The sequence below is a fragment of the uncultured Alloprevotella sp. genome, from assembly GCF_963536905.1.
Lineage (GTDB): Bacteria > Bacteroidota > Bacteroidia > Bacteroidales > Bacteroidaceae > Alloprevotella.
On record NZ_CAUTBW010000084.1, the window covers coordinates 1 to 2,883 of the forward strand.

At 39.6% G+C, this 2,883-nt stretch carries 3 protein-coding genes; all 3 read right to left on the minus strand.

Annotated features, from left to right (window positions below):
• The coding region (locus ABLA33_RS09975; protein ID WP_347720185.1) for a VOC family protein at nucleotides 1–323 on the minus strand (323 nt) is incomplete at its 3' end.
• Between the two features lie 122 nt (nucleotides 324–445).
• A complete protein-coding gene (locus tag ABLA33_RS09980; protein WP_347720186.1) occupies nucleotides 446–1,207 on the minus strand; it encodes a class I SAM-dependent methyltransferase in 762 nt (253 codons plus the stop codon).
• Nucleotides 1,208–1,848: 641 nt separating this feature from the next.
• Nucleotides 1,849–2,883 (minus strand): chloride channel protein (locus ABLA33_RS09985; protein WP_347720187.1); only part of this gene is annotated, 1,035 nt, incomplete at its 5' end.

The window sequence follows — 2,883 nt, forward strand, 5'->3', positions numbered from 1 at the left end:
TCTCCGGTTGTTCTTGGTCCGCTGATGACTTCATAGCCGTCTGCTTTCAACTCTGTAGTGAGGGTATCTACCGTTTCTTTGCTTCCTACGCTAAACGCGATATGAGCATATCCCGTGCGGTTTATCTCTTTTGGTAGATCCGACATGTTAGGTTTGTTCATGATTTCGAGTCGTGCGCCTTTTTCGAAGGAGAGGAAGTATGAGCGAAAATCCGTTTGTAGATTGTGATAGCCGTCGTTAGATGTTGCTCCAAAGTACTTTACAAAAAACTGTCGGGCACCCTCTATATCGTTTATATACAGTGCGATATGTTCAATTCTCATGGCTGTCTCCGAAAATCTATAGTTGCCTGATACTTTTTTTGTAGCCCATCTTCTAAATACGTCGAGAAGAACAAATCAATACTGTCTCTAATTGGAATCATAGTGTCAATTGCGTTGATATATTACTTTTTCCTCGCCACAAAGTAGTATCGATGAATTTTTCCTTTGATTACGCCATCTTGTTCAATAATTTTCTGAGCTTTAAAGAGGTTCTCTTGGTATTTTTCGACTTCAAAGTATGGGAACTCCCAGTCAATGATTCTTGCAAACCAAACAAGAGCACCTACATCATAAAACTCTATGGGCCTATAGGCTTCAGCTTCCTCAATAATGTCAAATCCATTATCTATGAATTCTTGTCTGGCAATACTTAAATAAGCTTTAGGAAAGGGAAGCTCGCCATCGCCTAGCAGAAGCTTTACAAGGTCCCTGTCATTCTCAGCGCCAACCTGTTGCGTAAGAAACATACCTCCACTTTTAAGAATTCTTCTTAGTTCTTGTATGTTGTATTTACCGTGCCTGTTGGTAACAAGATCAAAGTAATCATCTTCAAACGGAAGCTCATCTCCTCCGTCAGCTGCCTTAAAGTCTATCCCTAAAGGAAGGAGTCTCTCTTCACACAGTTTGATGTTTGGAGCATAACCTTCAATTGCTGCAGTCTGTTTAGGATTGGTGAGAAAAGACAAAAGAAATTCTCCACCACCCGTTTCCATATCTAATAGATAATCAGTATCGTGTAGATAGGATTTGATGATACTTCCAAAGTCCCATGGAAGATCATCCTCTTCTTTATATCTGTTCCTAATATGGGAGAAATCCCATCCCTTGATATGAGCAATTTCTTGTTCATGAAGCCATTGGGCGAGAAGTGCTTGTTTTTCCATAGTATGTTTCCTTAAGACCGTGATTTTCGGATGTACAATTATTATATATCGTTTGACTGTATAGAAGGATTTTTACCTAATCTACCTGCATATTTATTGTATTTATGCAGGTAGATTGCTTATTTTTTATAAAGGGGGAGTAAAAGGTTAAAATCATACGATGAAGCATAAGACAGTGTAATTTTGTAGCCATCAATACATTGAATATATAAAGCTCTGTGATTAAGTTATTTCAAGATGATTTATCAATATGTATAACTATAAAAATACGTTCAGCCCTAAAAATTAGTTTTAGAGAGGTACCAAGAAAGCTATTTTATAAATAAAAGATTCAGTATTGTCGCCAACTTATCAAATTGAATAATTATCAAATTTATCATGTCATTAAATATAGTTTATAGAGCTGTAGGTGTAATTACTCATAAGTAATTAATATCGTAGCTTAGAAAGGCTCTCAGAGGCTCATTTTCTGGGTAATAATAATGTGATTGAAGCTCTGTATACTATTGCAGTCGATACTATTTATATAATAGTATGTAAAAGTCTGATAATCGATATTATGTAAACTAATGAGTTGAAGAAAAAGGAGAAGGATTTTGAGCCCCTCTCCTTTACGGTAACGTGTGCGACAGCGATAAGCGCTATACCGATGAGTCAGTCATGACATTCAATTTAATCATGACATCGCTTTCATACATCTCATCAAAAATTACAAGAATCTTGTCCAGCGCCATCAATTCAGTTTGGCCGGTTGGAATAATTTCCAAGCCCGCACGATCAATAGTTACAACCCTCACTTTGTCAGGCCATGGGATATCTTGGAGCAATTTGCCCTCAATGGGACTTCCTTGGCCAATAGTGAACTCATGAAGGATTTTCTCGCCAGAATCAAGTGTTGGTTTAGACTCCCCTTGCTGAGAAGCCAAGAATTCTGCAAGTAAATGCTCGTAGAATGGGTCAACACGTAGGATATTTGCGGTTACGTAGGACACAATTGCAACTGCAGACATAGCCATAAGAGCCTCAAGAGAACCTGTGAGCTCAAATATAAGCACTACTCCGGTGACGGGTGCTCTTACTGCTCCGGCAAAAATGCCTGCAACGCCCATAGCAATAAAATTTGGTGCATATGCCATAGGTATGCCAAAAACATGGGTTGCTACCAGGGCAAACAGTGTTCCAACAAGTGTTCCCATGACAACCATTGGAAAGAGAGTTCCGCCAGGCGTTCCAGCAGCAAAACATGTTGTGGTAAAGATGTATTTGCCCAGTAAAAGCGCTATAACCATGAGTTCAGTGAGCGTTGCTGGCTCTTTGATTTTCTCGATAATGGCGTCGCCGCCACAAAGAAGATCTGGCCAGATAAAAGCCATAATTCCAGCTAGCATGAATGGAATAATGAGCCTCGAGAAAGGCACAAACTTAGTTATCTTTTTGTACAGCCCCTGGGCAAAGAACATTCCCTTATTGTGGAGCGCTCCTAATAAACCACAGATAAAACCGACGATAAGAACAAATGCAAAGTCGACATGAGGTAATGGTGCTACGTAAGGAAGCTGAAGGACAGGCTTCATACCAAGGACGTTAGAAACCAGGAAGTCAGCGCCTACTGATGCGGTCATTGCCGAGATAATCAGTGGAGCATGAAACTCTTTCTGAATCTCTTCGATAGCAAA

Coding starts and splice junctions, on each gene's coding strand:
- ABLA33_RS09980 (WP_347720186.1), bottom strand. CDS start 1,207: ATGGAAAAACAAGCACTTCTCGCCCAATGGCTTCATGAACAAGAAATT.